The organism is Streptomyces sp. CB02923, from assembly GCF_001905005.1.
Lineage (GTDB): Bacteria > Actinomycetota > Actinomycetes > Streptomycetales > Streptomycetaceae > Streptomyces.
Genome location: NZ_LWKZ01000001.1, coordinates 1,244,159 through 1,262,598, shown reverse-complemented (window position 1 = coordinate 1,262,598; position 18,440 = coordinate 1,244,159). Strand labels below are relative to the sequence as shown.

Sequence of the window (18,440 nt, the reverse complement as noted above, 5' to 3'; positions counted from 1 at the left end):
GGGGGGAAATCGCCGACGCGCGTCAGACTGCGTCCGCCGGGGACCGGTCCGTGCCCGAGGCTGCCGCCGCGCGCTTGATGGCGGCGTCGCGCTTGCGGACGTACCAGATGCCGAGGATGCCGAGGCTGCCGCCGGCCAGGCAGGTCCAGACCCACCAGGTGCGGTCGTGGTCGGCGAACCAGCCGTAGAAGGGGAGCTGGGCCAGGAAGAGCACGAACCAGATGATGGTGCCGCCGGTGATCGTGCCGACGACGGGACCCTCAAGAGGCTCCGGGGCCTCGCGCAGTTCGGACTTCTTCCACATGGGGCCAGCTTACGGGCAGCCGCTGACAGAGCCGATCCCGGCAGGGCGGTGAGCGTGCGGCGCCCCGGCCGCACCGCGGAAGCCTGCCGGTCCTTTCCGCACATGGGTCTACGCGCGGAGATAGCGATCATCGCGTTGTTTATTCATACTGAACCTATCCGGTTCTGACTGGTTTGATTCGTTGAATCCTCCAATCCGATCCGGCTTGTTTGTGTTCTGGGCCCGATCCGGGGCCCCCACGCCTCTCCCAGGCCCGTACGACTGAGGTTCGCGCATGTCCCCCTCGGCCACCACGCCGGTCGACGCCGTCCAGAGCCCAGGCCCGCAGCCGCCGAAGAACGGTCTCGACCGGTTCTTCAAGATCTCCCAGCGGGGATCGACGGTCTCCCGGGAACTGCGCGGCGGTCTCGCCACCTTCTTCGCCATGGCGTACATCGTCGTGCTGAACCCGATCATCCTCGGCGCAGGCCAGGACAAGTTCGGACACCAGCTGGACAACGGCCAGCTGGTCACCGCCACCGCACTGATGGCCGGACTGTCCACGCTCCTGATGGGCGTCATCGGCAACGTGCCGATCGCCGTCGCCGCCGGCCTCGGCATCAACGCCGTCGTCTCCCTCCAGCTCGCCCCCAAGATGAGCTGGCCGGACGCGATGGGCATGGTCGTGCTCGCCGGTCTGGTGCTGATGATCCTGGTCGCCTCCGGCCTGCGGCAGCGCGTCATGGACGCGATCCCGAACGGGCTGCGGCGGGCCATCGCGATCGGCATCGGCCTGTTCATCGCGCTGGTGGGCCTCGTCGACGCGGGCTTCGTCAGCCGCAACCCGGACGCCGCGCACACCACGGTGCCGCTGGCGCTGGGCCAGGGCGGCCAGCTCCAGGGCTGGCCGGTGCTGGTCTTCGTCGTCGGCCTGGCGCTGATGTTCCTGCTGACCGTACGGAAGACCAAGGGCGCGATCCTGATCGGCATGGTCGTGATGGCCGTCGTCGCGGTCGTCATCAACGCCGTCGCGGACATCCCCGACGCGAGCTGGGGCCTGGCCGTCCCGAACGTGCCGGACAGCATCGTCGGCGCGCCGGACTTCGGCCTGGTCGGCCAGATCAGCCTGTTCGGCGGCTTCAAGGAGGTCGGCCTGCTGACCGGCTGCCTCTTCGTCTTCACCGTGCTGCTGTCCGGCTTCTTCGACGCGATGGGCACGATCATCGGCGTCGGCGAGGAGGCCGGGCTGACCGACGAGAACGGCAACCTGCCCGGCATGGGCCGCATCCTGATGGTGGACGGCGTCGCGGTCGCCGCGGGCGGTCTCGGCTCGGCCTCCGCGAACACCTGCTTCGTGGAGTCCACCGCGGGCGTCGGCGAGGGCGCCAGGACGGGCCTGGCGAACGTGGTGACCGGCGGGCTCTTCCTGCTGGCGCTGATCTTCACGCCGCTGGCGACGGTCGTCCCGTCGCAGGCCGCGACGCCCGCCCTGCTGGTCGTCGGCTTCCTGATCATGTCGGCCAACGTCCGGGACATCGACTGGAGCGACTACACCGTCGCCGTCCCGGCATTCCTGACGATCATCTCGATGCCGTTCACCTACAGCATCACCAACGGCATCGGCATGGGCGTGCTGGCCTTCATCCTGCTGCGGTCGGCGACCGGCCGCTTCAAGGAGATCCCCTGGCTGCTGAACGCCGTGGGCGTGGCCTTCCTCGTCTACTTCCTGCTCAACCCGATCGAGCAGGTGCTGGGCGTCCGCTAGCCGACGGCCCTCAGAGCGGCGGAGCCGCGTAGAACCGCTCCGTCCGGTCCACCGACATCTTGAAACGTTCGTCGAAGTCTTCACGGATGAGCGTCCGGGTCACATAGTCCTGGACGCTCATTCCGCGTTTCGCGGCGTGCTGCCGAAGGCGCTCCAGCAGTTCCCCGTCCATACGCAGGCTGAGCACTCCCGATCCCATACCGCCACGGTCCTCTCACGCCCTGGTCAGGCGGGTCGCTTTCCGCTGCGTCCTCACTCGGAAGGGTGATGCGGGTGGTCACAGGTGTACGGGCTTTCATTAGAGAGGGTAATGAGTTATGCTAACGAACATGCCGGAACTGTCCCTTGGCGACGACGCTGCCGCCGTGAACGCTCTGCGGTCCGCCGTGATGCGACTGTCCCGCCGACTCAAGCACCAGCGGGTCGACGAGTCGCTCAGCCCCACCGAGATGTCGGTGCTCGGCACCCTCGCCCGGTGCGGTCACGCCACCCCCGGCGAGCTGGCGCGCAAGGAGCACGTCCAGCCGCCGTCGATGACCCGCATCGTGGCGATGCTGGAGGCCAAGGGCCTGGTCCGGCTCGAACCGCACCCGGACGACCGCCGCCAGAAGGTCGTCACCCAGACCGAACAGGCCGAGGCGATGCTCGAAGAGAGCCGCCGCAAACGCAACGCGTGGCTGGCCGAGCTGACCTCCGGGCTGGACGAGGACGAGTGGGCCGCACTGCGGACCGCCGCACCCGTGCTGGAGAAGCTCGCCCAGCTGTAGAGACCGAGCGCCGAGGAGGCGAACCCACTTTGAGTACGGGATCCGGAGCAGACTCCGCCCCCGCACCGCACTCCGACGACACCACCGCCACCGACGCCGCGACCGCGCCCCCCACAGGCTCACCGGGCACCGCCGCCGAACCGCGCGGGGGCATGTTCCGGTCGCTGAGAGTCCGCAACTACCGTCTGTTCGCCACCGGCCAGGTCGTCTCCAACACCGGCACCTGGATGCAGCGCATCGCCCAGGACTGGCTGGTCGTCAGCATCACCGGCTCCTCCGCCGCCGTCGGCATCACCACCGCGCTGCAGTTCCTGCCCATGCTGCTCTTCGGCCTGTACGGCGGTGTCATCGCCGACCGGGTCTCCAAGCGCAAGCTGCTGCTGATCACCCAGGCGTCGATGGGCCTGACCGGCCTGGTGCTGGCCGTACTGACCCTCAGCGGGCACGTCGCGGTCTGGCACGTCTACCTGATGGCCTTCGTGCTCGGCCTGATCACCGTCGTCGACAACCCGGCACGGCAGGCGTTCGTCGTCGAGATGGTCGGCCCGGACGACCTGCGCAACGCCGTCAGCCTGAACTCCGCCAACTTCCAGTCCGCGCGGCTCATCGGCCCCGCCGTGGCCGGCGCGCTGATCACCTCACTCGGCAGCGGCTACGCCTTCCTCCTGAACGGCCTGTCCTTCATCGCGCCGCTCGCCGGACTGCTGCTGATGCGCACCCGCGACCTGCACGAGGTCGACCGCACCCCGCGCGGCAAGGGCCAGCTGCGGGAAGGCGTGCGCTACGTCGCGGGCCACCCCGAGCTGATCTGGCCGATCGTCCTCGTCGGCTTCATCGGCACCTTCGGCTTCAACTTCCCGATCTGGCTGACCGCCTTCGCCGACAAGGTCTTCCACGGCGGCGCCGGGATGTACGCCTGGTTCAACGGCCTGATGGCGGCCGGCTCGCTCGCGGGCGCGCTGCTCGCGGCCCGGCGCAGCACGTCGCGGCTGCGGCTGCTGGTGGGCGCGGCGCTGCTGTTCGGCTTCCTGGAGATGGCCGCGGCCCTCTCCCCGGCCGTCTGGATCTTCGGGGCGCTGCTGATCGTCATCGGCGTCGTCGGCCTGACGATCAACGTCACGGCCAACTCCAGCGTGCAGATGGCCACCGACCCGCTGATGCGCGGGCGGGTGATGAGCCTGTTCATGATGGTCTTCATGGGCGGTACGCCGCTGGGCGCGCCCCTGGTCGGCTGGGTCACCGACGCGTACGGCGCCCGGCTCGGCTTCCTCGCGGGCGGCCTGGTCTCCGCCCTGGCGGCGGCCGGCGTGGGCCTGGTGCTGACCCGTGCGGGCGGCCTGCGGGTACGGATAGACCTGCGGCGCGGCCACCAGCACGTACGGTTCGTGCCGCGCGAGCGGGAGAGTGAGCCGGAGCGGCTGGCCGCGGCGGCCTGACGGACGCCCGGTGCCCCGGCCGCGACGCGGCAGCCGGGGCACCCCGGCCCCGTCCCGGGTACGGGCCCCGGCGATCATCCCGTGCGCGACACTGACCGCATGAGACTCTTCGCCGCCGTAGTGCCGCCCGAGGCCGCCGTCGACGAACTCGACGCCCGGGTACGCCGGTTGCGGGCGCTGCCCGGCGCCGGACGGCTGCGCTGGACCGGGCGGGCCGGCTGGCACTTCACCCTCGCCTTCTACGGCGAGGTGCCGGACACCGCACTGCCCGATCTGCACGAACGGCTGGCCCGCGCCGCACGGCGGCACGAGCCGCTCCCGCTGCGGCTCAAGGGCGGCGGGCGCTTCGCCGACCGGGTGGTGTGGGCCGGGGCCGAGGGCGGCCTGCCGGCCCTGCGCAGGCTGGCGGACTCGGCCACGGCGGCGGCCCGCCGGGCCGGGATCGAGATGTCCGGCCACCGCGCGTACACCCCGCACCTGACCGTCGCGCGCAACCGCGCGGAAGCCCTCGACCTCACCCCGTTCGTCGAGGGGCTGGCGGACTTCGAGGGCGGCCCGTGGACGGTGCGGGAGCTGGCGCTCGTACGCAGCCGTCTGCCGGCCTCGGGCGTGGCGGGCGAGCAGCCCCGGTACGAGACGGTGGCGGCCTGGCCGCTGGGTCACTGAGCCGCTGAGCCGCTGGGCGGCTGGACAGCAGGGCGGCCGAGCAGCCGGGCCGCCGGGAGCGTGCCGGCCGCTGCCCGCCGGGCCCCGGAGGCCGCCTGGCCGTCGGTGCGCCCGGCGGGCCGGTTACGCTCGAAGGGTGGACCCCAAAACCCGTAACCGGATCATGTCCGGTCTCTTCGCCGTGCTGCTCGTCGTCGTGATCGTGGCGGCCGCCCTGCGCTGAGACGCCGGACGGCCCCCCATCACACCGGCACGGTGTGCGCCCTGAACCTCACCAGGCGAACGCCTCCGGCGACGGCCCGGTACCCGGGAAGATCTCGTCCAGCGAGTCCAGCAGCTCGGCCGACAGCTCCAGCTCGACGGCGCGCAGCGCGGATTCGAGCTGACCGGTGGTCCGCGGGCCGACGATGGGCCCCGTCACACCGGGCCGGGTGAGCAGCCAGGCCAGCGCGACCTCGCCGGGCTCCAGCCCGTGCTTGTCGAGCAGGTCCTCGTAGGACTCGATCTGCGCGCGGATCGCGGAGTTCGCCAGCGCCCCGGCCGAGCGGCCCCCGCTGGTACGGGCTCCGCCGCCCTCGCGCTCCTTGCGTACGGCGCCGCCGAGCAGACCGCCGTGCAGCGGCGACCACGGGATGACGCCGAGGCCGTAGGACCGCGCCGCCGGGATCACCTCCATCTCGGCGCGCCGCTCGGCGAGGTTGTACAGGCACTGCTCGCTGACCAGGCCGAGGGAGCCGCGGCGCGCGGCGGTCTCGTTGGCCTGGGCTATGTGCCAGCCCGCGTGGTTGGAGGAACCGGCGTAAAGGATCTTGCCCTGCTGCACCAGGACGTCGATGGCCTGCCAGATCTCGTCCCACGGCGTGTGCCGGTCCACGTGGTGGAACTGGTACAGGTCGATATAGTCGGTGTTCAGGCGCTTGAGGCTGGCGTCCACCGCCCGCCGGATGTTGAGCGCGGAGAGGCGGTCGTCATTGGGCCAGACCTGCCCGCCGTCGCCGCCCATGTTGCCGTAGACCTTCGTGGCCAGCACGGTCTTGTCGCGGCGGCCGCCGCCCTGGGCGAACCAGGAGCCGACTATCTCCTCGGTGCGGCCCTTGTTGTCGCCCCATCCGTAGACGTTGGCGGTGTCGAAGAAGTTGACGCCCGCGGCGAGCGCGGCGTCCATGATGGCGTGGCTGTCGGCCTCGTCCGTCTGGGGGCCGAAGTTCATGGTGCCGAGGACCAGTCGGCTGACCTTGAGTCCGGTGCGTCCGAGCTGCGTGTACTCCATGGGGCCTTAGCCAACGCCTTGGAGTGGGCTCGAATCAAGGAGTGGGTCCGGATCGAGGAGCGGGCCCGCTCTCAGCCGTCCGCGGGCGCGTAGGCGGCGCCCACGTCCCACGCCTGGTGCAGGGCGTCCGCGAAGGCGGCCGCGAGCAGGTGCTCGCCCGACGCGGAGGGGTGCGTTCCGTCGTAGGTGTCCCGGTCCAGGTCGTAGCCGTCCGGGTGGGAGGCCAGCAGCAGCGGCGAAGCGGGGGTCGACAGGTCCGCGACCGCCTTGGCCAGCAGCTCGTTGAAGCGCTCGCACTCGGTGGCGAAGGGGGCGTCGGACAGAGCGCGGGTGTTGGGGATGACGGGCATCAGGACGGCCCGTACGCCCGCGGCGGCGTCCCGGGCCTCCGCGACGAAGCGGCGGACGTTTTCGGCGGTCTGCTCCGCGTCCGTGTAGAAGCCGAGGTCTATCAGGCCGAGCGAGACCAGCAGGGTGTCGGCCTTGTGCCTGCGCACCGCGTCGCCGATCAGCGGCGCCATGTGGCACCAGCCCTCGCCCCACCCGGCGAGGTGGCGCCGGGCGCGCTCGGGGAAGTCCGGGTCGCGGTAGGCGTACGAGACGGCCGCGTCGGCGGACAGGTCGTACAGCTCGGTACGCGGTCCGACGATGCGGTACGGGCCGCCGAAGGTCCGGTTGAGGTGCTGCCACATCCGGTAGCGCCACGTGAAGTCACCGGCGCTGCCGATCGTCATCGAGTCACCGACGAACATCACACGCATACGACCTCCCGGCCGCCCGGCCCGGGTGCGCCGGAGAGCGCTGTCGGGGTGGTCATGCGGAGATCATAAGGAGCGGGGAGCCGAGCGACGAGGGCGGGGCGGTGCCTGCGTTCGCAGTTTCGAAACCCATCTCTTCGAGCGATGGCAGTTCCGCGTTTCGGCGCCTACCTTAATCCATGTGAGACCAGTCGCTCATGAGTCGCATCCGCGCTGGTGCGGCTGCTGATCCGACCGCTGGGTCTGCGCAATCGGGAGCGAGTTCACCACACATGCGAAGAGCGAGGGAAGAGCGAGGAACGTAAGACGGTTTACCGGACCGATGCCGATGCCGATGCCGATGCCGCCGGTGGAGAGAATTCCGAGTGCGTGATCGTGATGGTGATCGCGTCCGAAATGCGGTCGGCGCACTCCGGGAAGTGAACCCTGCGCACCGGAAATTCCCGGAGACCGATCCCGAATCCGAATCCGATCCCGATCCGATCCCGATCCGATCCCGATCCGATCCCGAATCCGTGAGCTGAATGTGTGGGCGAGAAGCCGGCCGCCGGGTCCATCGGCGGCCGGCCTTCTCGCGTCCGGCCGTCGGCCGTCGGCCGGCGCCCGGTCCGCGAGGGCGGCCCGCGAGGCCGGGCGCCACCGCCGCGCCCCCGAAGTGGGAAGCTGTGCCCATGCGTTCACTCTTGTGCGCGGCCGGGGCCGCGGGAATCGTGCTGTTCGCGGCGGCCGGGCCTGCGGTGGCCGACGGCGGGGGAGGGGCCGACGGGTTCACGATCGAGGACACGCGGATCACCGAGTCCAGCGGGCTGGCGGCCAGCCGGGCGCACCCCGGCGTGTACTGGACCCACAACGACAGCGACGACGGGCCGTACGTCTACGCCGTGGACGGCCGGACCGGCCGCACGGTCGCGACCGTCACCCTGCGCGGCATCGGCGACCCGCGCGACGTGGAGGCGATCTCGGTCGGCCCGGACGGCAATGTCTACGTCGGCGACATCGGCGACAACCTCGGCGGCACCTGGAACCACGTATGGATCTACCGCTTCCCCGAGCCGCGGAAGCTGCGCGACCAGACCGTCACCGCCGCGCAGTTCACGGTCAAGTACGACGGCGGGCCGCGGGACGCCGAGGCGATGATGGTGCATCCCAAAACCGGGCGGGTCTACATCGCCAGCAAGAAGAAGAGCGGCGGGGCGGCTCTGTACGAGGGGCCCGAGCGGCTGGCGGCGCGCGGCACGAACACCTTCCGCCGGATCGCCGGCATCGACCAGTGGGTGACGGACGGCGCGTTCTCGCCGGACGGCACGCGGCTGCTGCTGCGCGGGTACTTCGGCGCGGAGATGTACCGGTGGGAGGGCGGGCGCCCCAAGGACATCGGCAGTGTGGGCGTGCCGTTGCAGATGCAGGGCGAGTCGGTGACCTTCGCTCTCGACGGGCGGACGCTGCTGTTCGGGTCGGAGGGCAAGAGCAGTCAGGTGCAGCCGGTGGGGCTCAGCGGCGATCAGCTGCCGGAGTCGGCGAAGGCGTCCGACGGGAAGAGCGGCGGCGGCGACGGCACCGGCAAGGGGGACGCTGCCGACGGGGGTCAGGAGGCGGGGGGCAAGAACCGCAACGTGCTGCTGGCGGCGGCGACGTTCGGCGTGGCGACGGTGGTGGTGCTGGCACTGCGCCGGATGTTCCGCCGACGTTAGACACCGGCTCGTGCACCGCGGCGGACAGCGGGCCCGTTTCGCGGTGCGGGGCGGGTGCGCTCTCCGCTCCGCACCGCGGAACGGGTGTCTTCCGCTTCAGCCGCCGTGCCGGTCGATGTACGTGGCGAAGCCGTCGAGCAGGCGGCCGAGTCCCAGTTCGAACGCCGCGTCGCCCTCGGTGTCGTCGTCGGGGTCGAAGGTGAACGTGTTCTCGGCGAGCCGCGCGAGATAGGGGTAGCGGCCGCTCTCCATCGCCCGCGTCAGTACGGGTAGCTGCGTCTTCCACCACGCCTCGTTGCTCATGCCGGTGCGCTTCTCGGCCATCGCCGAGTTCAGCCCGGTGCGGGCGGCGCCCGCGACGTAGCCCTCCACGGTCATCAGCATCTGCATTTTCTCCCGGTCGGGGAGAGCGAGTCCGGACAGTCCGCGCAGGGTGAACTCCAGGCCGTCCAGGGAGTTGGGGCCCAGCAGCGGGCGCGTCTGGTCGATCTGGAGCAGCCAGGGGTGCCGGTGGTGGAGCTGCCAGATGCCGCGTGCGACGGTCTCCAGGACGGCGCGCCAGCCGGCCTCGGGCCCGGGGAACGCCACGGCGTCGAGCTCGACGATCTTGTCGAGCATCAGGTCCAGCAGCTCGCCCTTGCCCGGCACGTAGCGGTAGAGCGACATCGTGCCGACGCCCAGTTCGGCGGCGACCCGGCGCATCGACACGGCGCCGATCCCCTCGGCGTCGGCGACCGCGACCGCGGCGGTCACGATCCGGTCGAGGGTCAGGCCGGGCCGGGGCCCGCGGCTGGGCCGCTCGCCGGTTCCCCAGAGCAGCTCCATGCTGCGTGCCACATCGCCGCTGCCGCTGTGTTCTGTCGTCATGGTGCCGCCCAGTCTAAGCCGCCGCACAAAAACCGAGTACGTCGTACGCGTTATCGGGTACGGTGTACGCGTAACTGGGTACGCCGTACCTGGATTGCGGGTGTGCGGCGTACCCGATCCGAGCGCGGGGAAAGGACGGGGGAACCCATGAGGACATCCGAGACAGCGGTCCTGGCGGAGGGCCTGGCCAAGCGGTACGGGGACAAACGGGCGCTCGACGGCTTCGGCCTCGCCGTGCGGCGCGGCACCGTGCAGGGCCTGCTCGGCCCCAACGGCGCGGGCAAGACCACCGCCGTACGCATCCTGGCGACGCTGCTGCGCCTGGACGGCGGACGGGCCACGGTCGCCGGGTACGACGTGGCACGCGAGCCGCACGCCGTACGCAAGCGGATCGGCCTGGCCGGGCAGTACGCTGCCGTGGACGAGATCCTGACCGGGCGGCAGAACCTGGAGATGTTCGGCCGGCTCTTCCACCTCGACGGCCGGCGGGCGCGGGCCCGTGCCGACGAGCTGCTGGAGCGCTTCGGCCTGTCCGACGCGGCCGGCAAGCAGGTCAGGCACTACAGCGGCGGCATGCGGCGGCGCCTGGACCTGGCGTCCAGCGTTCTGCTCGCACCCGAGGTGCTGTTCCTGGACGAGCCGACCACCGGACTCGACCCGCGCAGCCGCAACGAGGTCTGGGAAACCGTCCGGGACCTGGTCGCGAGCGGCACGACGGTCCTGCTGACCACGCAGTACCTCGACGAGGCCGACCAGCTGGCCGACCGGATCGCCGTCATCGACCACGGCCGGACCATCGCGGAGGACACGCCGGACGGGCTCAAGCACGGCATCGGCGGCGACCGCGTCGAGGTGGTGCTGCGCGACGCCGCCGAACTGCCGCGGGCGGCGGGGCTCGTGGCCAGGGTGGCCGCGGACGGCGTCGCCCCGGAAACGGACTTGGCGGAACGGCGGGTCGGTGCGCCCGTCGCGGACGGCGTGGCGGCGCTCACCGAGGTGGCGCGGGCGCTCCAGGACGCGGGGCTGGACGTGGCGGACATCGGGCTGCGGCGGCCGACGCTGGACGAGGTCTTCCTGCGGCTGACGGGACACCGTACGGCCGACGCGGCCGCCCCCGCGCACCGGACGGAGGCCGCCGCATGAGCACCCCCGCCACCGGCGCCCCCGGACCCCTCCCGGAGCGCCGCCTGTACTGGGCCTTCGCCGACTGCTGGACCATCGTCCGCCGCGACCTCACCCACCTCGTCAAGCAGCCCGTCAACATCGCCTGGCAGCTGGGCTTCCCGATCGTCTCCGTGCTGCTCTTCGTCTACGTCTTCGGCAGCGCGATGGACGTCGGCGGCGAGGGCTCCTACCGGGACTACGCCATGCCCGGCATGTTCGCGATGACGATGGCCTTCGGCTTCATGAACACCGCGATGCTGGTCGTGGTCGACAAGGACCGGGGGGTGACCGACCGTTTCCGCTCGATGCCGATGGCGCGTTCGGCGGTGGTCAGCGGCCGGGGCGTGGCGGACGTGTGCGGCGCGGCGCTGGACCTCGCGGTGCTGGCGGTCATCGCCGTCGTCGTGGGCTGGCGCTCGGACGGCGGCGCGCTCGCCACCCTGGCGGCCTTCGCCCTGCTGCTGCACCTGCGCTTCGCGCTCATCTGGGTGGGGGTGCTGCTGGGCCTGCTGGTGCCCAACCAGGAGGCGGCGGGCGGGCTGTTCGCGCTGGCCTTCCCGTTCGGCATGATCTCCAGCGTCTTCACGCCGCCGTCGATGATGCCGGACTGGCTGGGGGCCATCGCGATGTGGAACCCGGTCTCCTCGACGGCGAACGCCGTACGCGAACTCTTCGGCCGGCCCGGTATGACCGGCGGCAGCTGGATCGAGGAGCACGCCCTGCTGATGGCGGTGGTCTGGCCGCTCGCCCTGACCGCGGTCTTCCTGCCGCTCGCGGTACGCCGCTTCCAGCGTCTCAGCCGCTGAACGGGGGCCGCCACGGTGGCGTGGCGGCACAACGGCCGGGCCCCGGCGGGTGCGTCCCGCCGGGGCCCGGCCGTTGTGCCTCGGCGGTTCCTACAGCTTGCCGATGACGTAGTCGATGCAGGCGGTCAGCGCCTCGACGTCCGCCGGGTCGATCGCCGGGAACATCGCCACCCGCAGCTGGTTGCGGCCCAGCTTGCGGTACGGCTCGGTGTCGACGATGCCGTTGGCGCGCAGCGCCTTGGCGACGGCGGCCGCGTCGATCTCGTCGTCGAAGTCGACGGTGCCGATGACCTGGGAGCGCTTGGCCGGGTCGGTGACGAACGGCGTCGCGTACTTGGAGTCCTCGGCCCAGCCGTACAGCGTGCGCGAGGAGGCCGCGGTGCGCCGTACCGCCCAGTCCAGGCCGCCCTGGCCGTTGATCCACTCCAGCTGCTCGTTGAGCAGGAAGAGGGTGGACAGCGACGGGGTGTTGTACGTCTGGTTCTTCAGCGAGTTGTCGATCGCCGTCGGCAGCGAGAAGAACTCCGGGATGTGCCGGCCGGAGGCGTGGACGGCGCGGGCGCGCTCCAGGGCGGCGGGGGAGAAGACGCCGATCCACAGGCCGCCGTCGGAGGCGAAGGACTTCTGCGGCGCGAAGTAGTAGACGTCGGTCTGCGCGATGTCCACGGGCAGGCCGCCCGCGCCGGAGGTGGCGTCCACCAGCACCAGCGAGCCGTCGTCCGCCCCCGGCACGCGCTGGATCGGGGCGGCGACACCGGTGGAGGTCTCGTTGTGGGTGAGGGCGTAGACGTCCACGCCCTCCTCCGCCTTCGGCTCCGGGTGGCTGCCCGGGTCGGCGGAGATCGTCGTGGGCTCGGCCAGCCACGGCGCCAGCTTGGCGGCCTTGGCGAACTTCGAGGAGAACTCGCCGAACGTCAGGTGCTGGGACCTGTTCTCGATCAGGCCGTGGGTCGCGATGTCCCAGAACGCGGTGGAACCGCCGTTGCCGAGGACGACCTCGTAGCCCTCGGGGAGCTGGAAGAGGGTGCGTACGCCGTCGCGGACCGTGCCGACCAGGTTCTTGACCGGTGCCTGGCGGTGGGACGTACCGAGCAGGGAACTTCCGGTGGCGGCGAGGGCGTCGAGCGCCTCCGTACGCACCTTGGAGGGGCCCGCGCCGAAGCGACCGTCGGCGGGCTTGATGTCAGCGGGAATCTGGATATCAGCCACGGGCGAAGCGTAATCCGTCACGGGGCCGGCGCAGGACCAGGGTCCACCGGGTGAGACGGAACGGATGCCTCCGTCGGGCGGGCGTCCGTCGCTCGGGACTCCTTGTACGGGCCGGTCCCTTCGTCCGGGCGGGCCCCTTCGTACGGTTCGGTCCATTCGTCCGGGCGGGCCTCGTCGTACAGGGCGCCGACCGCGGCGGCGGCCCGCGCCAGCTCCACCCGCGCCTCCGGCGGCTCCAGCACCTCCAGCGACGTCGCGAACTGGAGCAGCTGGCGGACGGCCCGCAGCTCCTGCACCACCAGTTCGACCGTCACCCACGTCCCGCCGGTGTCCTCCGGCGGCTCCACCAGCGCCGCCGCCATGATGCGGACGAACAGGTCCAGACGGGTACGCAGCACCCGGGCCGTCACCCGCAGCCCCGCTGGCCGGGTCTCCACCTGCTGCCGCAGCGCCTCCCACGCGTCGGCCAGCTCCACCCCCGCACGGCGCCGCACGGGCGTGTCGAGCACGGTGGCCGCGGCCACCCGGTCGGCCCGGAAGAGCTGCGCGCGCCGCCGCCGGTCCGCGACGAGGTACCAGGTCCCGGCCTTGGAGACGAGCCCGTACGGATCGACGGTGTACGTACGCGGCTCGGTCTCGCCGCTGTGCCGGTATCGCAGCCGCAGCCGCCGGTCGGCGAAGACCGCGGTGTGCAGGGTGTCCAGGTCCACGGCCGGGCGGGGCCCGGACCGCCAGCGCCCGGCATCGACCAGGATGCGGCGGCTGGTCAGCTCGGCGGCGGGCCGGTGCGGCGCGGGCAGCGCGGCCATCACCTTGCGCAGCGCGGACCCGAGCGCGTCGTCCAGCCCGAGCGCGTGGTGCGCCCCCTCGGCGGCCAGCACGAACAGCGCCCGCGCCTCGTCGGTGGTCAGCCCGGTCACATCCGTACGGAACCCGGGCAGCAGCGCGATCCCGCCGTGCCGCCCCCGCTCCGCGTACACCGGCACCCCGGCCGCCGACAGCGATTCGACGTCGCGGTAGATCGTCCGTACGGACACCTCCAGCCGCGTGGCCAGCTCGGCGGCCGGCACCCGGCCACGCGTCTGGAGGAGCAGGAGGACGGAGAGGAGGCGGTCGGACTTCACGCCGTCCAGTCTTCCGGAAAACTTGACGGAAGGTGTCAGGTTATGGCGCCACAGTCACCCGCATGAACACGACGCACAGCGCCCGCATGAACACGACGGGCAGCGACACTCCCGCCGCCACCGCCGCACAGGCCGCTGCCTCCCCGGGCCCCTTCCCGGCCCCCTCCCCGGCCCCCATCTCCGCATCCGCCTCCGCATCCGCCTCCCTCGCCGAACTGACCGGCCGCGTCACCGGCGTGGTCTTCGTGCCGGGCGACGAGCAGTACGACGCCGAGCGGTCCGGCTTCCAGAGCGGCTACCGCCACCGTCCGTCGGTGATCGTCGGAGCGGCCACGGCGGCCGATGTCGTCGAGGCGGTGCGGTACGCCCGCGCCAACGGCCTGCCGGTGTCCGTACAGTCGACCGGGCACGGGCTGGCGGCGGCGAACGACGGGGGCCTGCTGGTCAGTACCCGCCGCATGGACGGGGTGCGGATCGACGCCGGGGCGCGCACCGCGCGGGCCGGGGCGGGCGCGCTCTGGGCCGAAGTGATCGAGGAGGCCGCGCCGTACGGGCTGGCGCCGGTGAACGGGTCGTCGCCCGGCGTGGGGGTCGTGGGCTACACGCTCGGCGGCGGACTGGGCATCCTGGGCCGGGAGTTCGGCTACGCGTCGGACCGCGTCCGGCTGGTCGAAGTCGTCACCGCGGACGGCGAGTTGCGCCAGGTCACGGCGGAACGCGACGCCGGTCTGTTCCGGGCGCTGCTCGGCGGCGGGCACGGGCTGGGCGTGGTGACCGCCCTGGAGTTCGGGCTGGTGCCCGTGGAGCGGGTGTACGGCGGGCAACTGGTCTTCGGCGGCGACCTGATGGACGAGGCGCTGGCCGCGTACCTGGCCTGGACCGAGGATCTGCCCGACACGCTGACCTCGTCGGTCGGCCTGATCGCGTACCCGGACATCCCGGTGGTGCCCGGCCACCTGCGCGGGCGCTACCTCGCGCAGATCCGGATCGCGTACACGGGGACGGCGGAAGACGGCGAGCGGCTGGTCGCGCCGCTGCGCGCGGTCGGGCCGCGGGTGGCCGACACGCTGCACGACATGCCGTACACCGAGGCGCACACCATCCACCAAGACCCGGACACGCCTCACTCCTACGACGGCGACAGCGTCCTCCTCAGCGGCCTGGACGCGGCGGAACTGCGCAAGGTCACCGCACTGACCGGCCCGGACGCCCCGCTGATGACCGTGGTGCAGCTCAACCACCTCGGCGGCGCCCTCACCACCGGCGGCGGCTCCGTCGGCCACCGCGACGCGCGCTACCTGCTGCGCCTGCTGTCCCCACTGGACGGCTCGGACATCGGGACCGCACGGACCCTGCACGCGGAGGTACGCGCGGCACTGGCGTCCAGGGCGGTCGGCCGCAGCGTCAACTTCCTGTTCGGTGATCACGGTGACGCGGTGGCCGACGCGTACGAGGAGGACCTGTACCGGCGGCTGGCCGCTGCCAAGGCGGCGTACGACCCGGAGCACCTGTTCCGGGCGTAGCCGGGCACAGAGCGGGCGAACGGGAGGGAGCGCCCCCGGCCGAGTGGGCAGGCTGGGGGCATGGCTGATCGTACGAGGACACGCGGGATGCGGAGCGGGAAACCGGGCGGGGCGCCGGACGGGGCGCGGGAACTGGCCCGGGAGTTGGCGGACGCCGTGCGCGGCGAGGTCTCGTCCGCCGCCGGGGACCGGGCGCTGATGACGATGGACGCGTCCAACTACCGCCGGGTGCCGCGGGCGGTGGTCGCCCCACGGGACGAGGAGGACGTCGCCGCCGTACTGCGGGTGTGCCGTGAGCGGGGCGTGCCGGTGGTGCCGCGCGGCGGCGGGACGAGCATCGCCGGGCAGGCCACCGGTGTCGGCGTGGTGCTGGACTTCACCCGGCACCTGCGGCGGATCGTGGCGCTGGACGCCGAGGCCGGTACGGCCGTCGTCCAGCCGGGCGTGGTGCTGGACGACCTGCGGGCGGCAGCCGGCGCGCACGGCCTGACCTTCGGGCCCGACCCGTCCACGCACAGCCGCTGCACCCTCGGCGGCATGATCGGCAACAACTCCTGCGGCTCGCACTCGGTGGCGTGGGGCACGACCGCCGACAGCGTGCGCGAGCTGGAGGTGCTGACGTACGGGGGCGAGCGGCTGCGCGCCGGGCGGGGCGCGGCGGCACTGGACGCGCTACCGCAGCGCCTGCGGGACGGCGTACGGACGCTCGTGGACGGAGACTTGGCGCTGCTGCGCACCGGTTACCCGGAGCTCCCGCGCCGCATCTCCGGCTACGCGCTGGACGCCCTGCTCCCCGAGCAGGGCACCGACCTCGCGCGGGCGCTCACCGGCAGCGAGGGCACCCTCGGTGTGCTGACCGAGGCCACCGTCGGGCTGGTCAGGCCGCCCGCCGCCAAGGTGCTGGCGGTACTCGGATACGTGGACGAGAGCGCGGCGGCCGAGGCGGCGCACACGTTGCTTCCGTACCGGCCGTTGACCGTCGAGGGCATGGCGGCCGACCTCGTGGGCAACGCGGCGGGCCTGCCCAAGGGCGGCGCCTGGCTGTTCGTCGAGATGGGCGGCGGCACGCCCGCCGAGGCGCTGGCGCGCGCCGAGGAGCTGTGCCGCGGCGCGTCCACGACCGACCACACCGTCGTCACCGACCCGGCGCGGCAGCGCGCCCTGTGGCGGGTGCGCGAGGACGCGTCCGGGACCGCGACCCGGATGCCCGACGGCTCCGAGGCGTGGCCCGGCTGGGAGGACTGCGCGGTGCCGCCCGCGCGGCTCGGCGCCTACCTGCGGGACTTCCGCGAGCTGCTGGGCCAGTACGGCCTGCGCGGCACACCGTACGGGCACTTCGGCGACGGCTGCATCCACGTCCGTATCGACTTCGACCTGCTGACCGCCCCCGGCATCCGCCGGTTCCGTGAATTCTCCTGCGACCTGGGCGACCTGGTCGTCGCCCACGGCGGGTCGCTCTCCGGCGAGCACGGCGACGGACAGGCACGCGCCGAACTGCTGCCCAAGATGTACGGCACCGAACTCGTCGGCCTCTTCGAACGCTTCAAGGACCTGTGGGACCCGGCGGGCGGCCTGAACCCCGGAATGCTCGTCCGGCCGGACCGGATGGACGAGAACCTGCGCTTCGCGCCGCTGCCGGAGCGCCCGGTGGACGTGGAATTCGGCTACCCGCACGACGGCGGTGACTTCTCGGCGGCCGTACGGCGCTGCGTCGGCGTCGCCAAGTGCCGCACCACCGCCCCGGGCACCTCGGCCGTCATGTGCCCGTCGTACCGCGCCACCGGCGAGGAACGGCACTCCACCCGCGGCCGCGCCCGGCTGCTGCACGAGATGCTGGCGGGCGAGGTGGTCACCGACGGCTGGCGGTCGGAGGAGGTACGGGACGCCCTGGACCTGTGCCTGTCCTGCAAGGGCTGCCGCAGCGACTGCCCGGTGGGCGTGGACATGGCCACGTACAAGGCCGAGTTCCTGCACCACCACTACGCGGGGCGGCTGCGGCCCGCCGCGCACTACTCGATGGGCCGCCTGCCGCGCTGGCTGCGTGCCGCGGCCCCGGTCGCGCCGCTGCTCAACGCCCTGGCCCGGACGCCGCTGGCCGGAGCGGGCAAGCGCCTCGGCGGCATCGCGCCGCAGCGGGCGATCCCGGAGCTGGCCGCCGAGCCGTTCGTACGGTGGTGGGCGAAGCGGGCGTCCACCGGGGCGCCCCGGTGGGCGCCCCGGTGGGCGTCCACCGGGGCGCCCACCGGGGGAGGGGCGGCCGACGGGGAAGGGGCGCACTCCGGGGCAGGAGCGCCTTCCGGGGCCGGAGCGGCCGACGCGCCCCCGGTCCTCCTGTGGCCGGACACCTTCACCAACTACCTCGCCCCCGAGGTGGGCCGCGCCGCCGTCCACGTCCTGGAGAGCGCCGGACTCGCCGTGCGCCTGCCCGCGGCGGGCCGCCCCCGTAAACCGCTGTGCTGCGGCCTGACCTGGGTCTCGACCGGCCAGCTCGACCAGGCACGCACGGTCATGCGCCGCACGCTGGACGCCCTCGACCCGCTGCTCACGGACGGCACCCCGCTGACCGTCCTCGAACCGAGCTGCGCGGCGGCCCTCCGCACGGACCTGCCCGAACTGCTCTCCGACGACCCGCGCGCCGCGCGCCTGGCCGCGTCCGTCCGCACCTTCGCCCAGACCCTGGAGGAACAGGCACCCGGCTGGGAGCCGCCGCGCGTCGACCGCCCGGCCGTCGGGCAGACCCACTGCCACCAGCACGCCGTACTCGGCGAAGCGGCCGAGCAGCGCCTGCGCGCACGGGCCGGGCTGGCGGGCGGACTGAGCGGCGGCTGCTGCGGCCTGGCCGGGAACTTCGGCTTCGAGCGCGGCCACTACGAGGTGTCGGTGGCCTGCGCGGAGGAGCAGCTCCTGCCGTCCGTACGGGAGGCGGAGCCCGGCACCGAGGTGCTCGCGGACGGCTTCTCCTGCCGCACCCAGATCGGCCAGCTCACCGACCGGCGCGCCCGGCACCTGGCCGAGGTGCTGGCCGAGGCGCTGCCGCCGCGGGGATGAAGGCGGGGATGAAGGCGGGGGTGAAGGAGCGGGGGCGAGGGCGCGGAGTGTCTCATTCCGGTC

At 72.6% G+C, this 18,440-nt stretch carries 16 protein-coding genes; 9 read left to right on the top strand and 7 right to left on the bottom strand.

Annotated elements, in window-relative coordinates:
• Window positions 1-22: 22 nt before the first annotated feature.
• Window positions 23-304, bottom strand: coding sequence for a DUF2530 domain-containing protein (locus tag A6A06_RS05390; protein WP_073759269.1), 282 nt, complete (start codon window positions 302-304; stop codon window positions 23-25).
• Between the two features lie 274 nt (window positions 305-578).
• Between A6A06_RS05390 and A6A06_RS05385 the strand changes: the two genes are divergently transcribed.
• A complete protein-coding gene (locus tag A6A06_RS05385; protein WP_073759268.1) occupies window positions 579-2,048 on the top strand; it encodes an NCS2 family permease in 1,470 nt (489 codons plus the stop codon).
• A 10-nt stretch (window positions 2,049-2,058) separates the two neighbouring features.
• On the opposite strand, the gene A6A06_RS05380 is transcribed toward A6A06_RS05385, so the two are convergent.
• A complete protein-coding gene (locus A6A06_RS05380) occupies window positions 2,059-2,247 on the bottom strand; it encodes a ribbon-helix-helix protein, CopG family (RefSeq protein ID WP_073759267.1) in 189 nt (62 codons plus the stop codon).
• Between the two features lie 130 nt (window positions 2,248-2,377).
• Between A6A06_RS05380 and A6A06_RS05375 the strand changes: the two genes are divergently transcribed.
• The 3 genes from A6A06_RS05375 to thpR all read left to right on the top strand — a co-directional run bounded on the left by A6A06_RS05375 (window position 2,378) and on the right by thpR (window position 4,917).
• Entirely contained in the window at window positions 2,378-2,815 is a 438-nt protein-coding gene (locus A6A06_RS05375; protein ID WP_073759266.1) for a MarR family winged helix-turn-helix transcriptional regulator, read from the top strand.
• Between the two features lie 29 nt (window positions 2,816-2,844).
• Window positions 2,845-4,251, top strand: a complete 1,407-nt coding sequence (locus A6A06_RS05370) for an MFS transporter (protein ID WP_073759265.1) — start codon at window positions 2,845-2,847, stop codon at window positions 4,249-4,251.
• 99 nt (window positions 4,252-4,350) lie between these two features.
• Window positions 4,351-4,917 (top strand): RNA 2',3'-cyclic phosphodiesterase, encoded by a 567-nt coding sequence (gene thpR / locus A6A06_RS05365; protein WP_073759264.1) that lies wholly within the window; start codon window positions 4,351-4,353, stop codon window positions 4,915-4,917.
• A 271-nt stretch (window positions 4,918-5,188) separates the two neighbouring features.
• Here the strand turns inward: thpR and A6A06_RS05360 are convergent, their stop codons facing one another.
• A complete protein-coding gene (locus tag A6A06_RS05360; RefSeq protein WP_073759263.1) occupies window positions 5,189-6,187 on the bottom strand; it encodes an aldo/keto reductase in 999 nt (332 codons plus the stop codon).
• 71 nt (window positions 6,188-6,258) lie between these two features.
• Window positions 6,259-6,948: a GDSL-type esterase/lipase family protein gene (locus tag A6A06_RS05355; protein WP_073759262.1), complete on the bottom strand. Its 690-nt coding sequence runs from the start codon at window positions 6,946-6,948 to the stop codon at window positions 6,259-6,261.
• A gap of 668 nt (window positions 6,949-7,616) precedes the next feature.
• On the opposite strand from A6A06_RS05355, the gene A6A06_RS05350 reads away from it, so the two are divergent.
• Window positions 7,617-8,636 carry a hypothetical protein gene (locus A6A06_RS05350; protein ID WP_073759261.1) on the top strand — a complete coding sequence of 340 codons (1,020 nt, stop codon included), beginning with the start codon at window positions 7,617-7,619 and terminating at the stop codon, window positions 8,634-8,636.
• A 96-nt stretch (window positions 8,637-8,732) separates the two neighbouring features.
• Here A6A06_RS05350 and A6A06_RS05345 read toward each other — a convergent pair whose 3' ends face one another.
• Window positions 8,733-9,503 carry a TetR/AcrR family transcriptional regulator gene (locus tag A6A06_RS05345; RefSeq protein ID WP_073759260.1) on the bottom strand — a complete coding sequence of 257 codons (771 nt, stop codon included), beginning with the start codon at window positions 9,501-9,503 and terminating at the stop codon, window positions 8,733-8,735.
• Between the two features lie 147 nt (window positions 9,504-9,650).
• On the opposite strand from A6A06_RS05345, the gene A6A06_RS05340 reads away from it, so the two are divergent.
• Together A6A06_RS05340 and A6A06_RS05335 are read left to right on the top strand one after the other, a co-directional pair.
• Complete coding sequence (locus A6A06_RS05340) at window positions 9,651-10,646, top strand: ATP-binding cassette domain-containing protein (protein WP_073759259.1); 996 nt, start codon at window positions 9,651-9,653, stop codon at window positions 10,644-10,646.
• Entirely contained in the window at window positions 10,643-11,473 is an 831-nt protein-coding gene (locus tag A6A06_RS05335; protein WP_073759258.1) for an ABC transporter permease, read from the top strand. The genes A6A06_RS05340 and A6A06_RS05335 overlap by 4 nt, the downstream gene beginning before the upstream one ends.
• A gap of 90 nt (window positions 11,474-11,563) precedes the next feature.
• Here the strand turns inward: A6A06_RS05335 and serC are convergent, their stop codons facing one another.
• Both serC and A6A06_RS05325 read right to left on the bottom strand, forming a co-directional pair.
• A complete protein-coding gene (serC, locus tag A6A06_RS05330) occupies window positions 11,564-12,682 on the bottom strand; it encodes a phosphoserine transaminase (protein ID WP_073759257.1) in 1,119 nt (372 codons plus the stop codon).
• Between the two features lie 17 nt (window positions 12,683-12,699).
• Entirely contained in the window at window positions 12,700-13,806 is a 1,107-nt protein-coding gene (locus A6A06_RS05325; RefSeq protein WP_073759256.1) for a helix-turn-helix transcriptional regulator, read from the bottom strand.
• Window positions 13,807-13,868: 62 nt separating this feature from the next.
• On the opposite strand from A6A06_RS05325, the gene A6A06_RS05320 reads away from it, so the two are divergent.
• A complete protein-coding gene (locus A6A06_RS05320) occupies window positions 13,869-15,329 on the top strand; it encodes an FAD-binding oxidoreductase (RefSeq protein WP_242440565.1) in 1,461 nt (486 codons plus the stop codon).
• A gap of 60 nt (window positions 15,330-15,389) precedes the next feature.
• The gene (locus tag A6A06_RS05315) at window positions 15,390-18,377 is read left to right on the top strand and encodes an FAD-binding and (Fe-S)-binding domain-containing protein (protein ID WP_079193784.1); all 2,988 of its coding nucleotides are present in this window, start codon (window positions 15,390-15,392) and stop codon (window positions 18,375-18,377) included.
• The last annotated feature ends 63 nt before the right edge of the window (window positions 18,378-18,440 follow it).